This window comes from Actinomycetota bacterium (assembly GCA_030682655.1).
GTDB lineage: Bacteria > Actinomycetota > Coriobacteriia > Anaerosomatales > JAUXNU01 > JAUXNU01.
Map to the genome: position 1 here is coordinate 1 of JAUXNU010000095.1, position 1,373 is coordinate 1,373.

Annotated in this window: 1 protein-coding gene; it reads left to right on the forward strand. The window is 36.6% G+C overall.

Translation table 11 applies throughout. From position 1 onward, the window contains the following. The first annotated feature begins 829 nt into the window (after positions 1-829). Complete coding sequence (gene tnpA, locus Q8K99_05515; protein ID MDP2182014.1) at positions 830-1,297, forward strand: IS200/IS605 family transposase; 468 nt, start codon at positions 830-832, stop codon at positions 1,295-1,297. Positions 1,298-1,373 lie beyond the last annotated feature (76 nt).

Sequence of the window (1,373 nt, forward strand, 5' to 3'; positions counted from 1 at the left end):
GAATATGAAATACAAAACAATACCGACCCCAGAGGGGTCGTATGTTTGTAGAAAAATATAAAATAAATGATGACGACCCCGTAGGGGTCGAATGTTTGTAGAAAATTATAAAAAAGGAAAACCGACTCCTTTAGGAGTCGAATGTAAAAATGATAAAATGAATAAACAATATTTCCACATACTGCTCCGCCAAAAAGACGGCGGACAAGTCCTCCGGAGCGGAAAAATGTTTTTGGATATCATGCTACAGACATACGAGTCCTAACGGACTCGAAAAAGGTAATTATCAAACTGTCTCCGTAGGAGACGAAGGATTGCCGAACAAAACTCCGTAGGAGTTTAATGTCTGTAGAAAAAAAATAAAAGATCAACACGACTCCGTAGGAGTCGAATGTAAAATGGTAGAACGAACACACACAATATCAACATACTGCTCCGCCAAAAAGACGGCGGACAAGTCCGTAGGAGCGGTATATTATTCTCTGATATCATGCTACAGACATGCGAGTCCTAACGGACTCGAACCCGGTAAAACTTTCGATTTTTTATCGGGCTATAACGTAATCAGAAATCCGAACTCTGAAGATGAATGTCTCCGTAGGAGACAAATGTCTGGAGAATATGAAATACAAAACAATACCGACCCCAGAGGGGTCGTATGTTTGTAGAAAAATATAAAATAAATGATGACGACCCCGTAGGGGTCGAATGTTTGTCGATCGAAACTCCGGAGGAGTTTAATGTCCGTAGAAAAATAAAGAAAACAATTCCGACTCCAAAGGAGTCGAATGTAAAATATTATTTATTAAAAATTTAGCAAGGTCATAATATGGCTAATACATACACACAATTATACATCCATCTTGTTTTTGCTGTTGCAAACAGGACGTGTTTGATTAAAAAAGATGCAAAAGAAGAAATACAAAAATACATTACGGGAATTGTACAAAACAAAGGAAACAAACTTCTTGCAATCAATGCAATGCGAGACCATATTCATATTTTTATTGGATTACATCCATCCATAGCTATCTCCGATCTTGTGAGAGATATTAAGGTAAACTCGACTAATTTTATTAATGATAAAAAATTGATTCGAGGAAAATTTAATTGGCAGGAAGGATTCGGAGCGTTTTCATACTCACGCTCGCAGATAAAATCTGTGATATTGTATATCGAAAAACAGGAAGAACATCATAAGCGTAAATCGTTTAAAGAGGAATTCATCAAAATATTAAAAGATTTTGATGTCGAGTATAAAAATGAACATCTGTTCAAATGGATTGATACTGATTGAGACATACCGCTCCTACTGAGCAGAAAAATGTTTTTGGATATCATGCTACAGACATACGAGTCCTAACGGACTCGAA

Bases quoted from the DNA above. Each gene is read 5' to 3' on its own strand.
- tnpA (MDP2182014.1), top strand. From the start codon at position 830: ATGGCTAATACATACACACAATTATACATCCATCTTGTTTTTGCTGTT.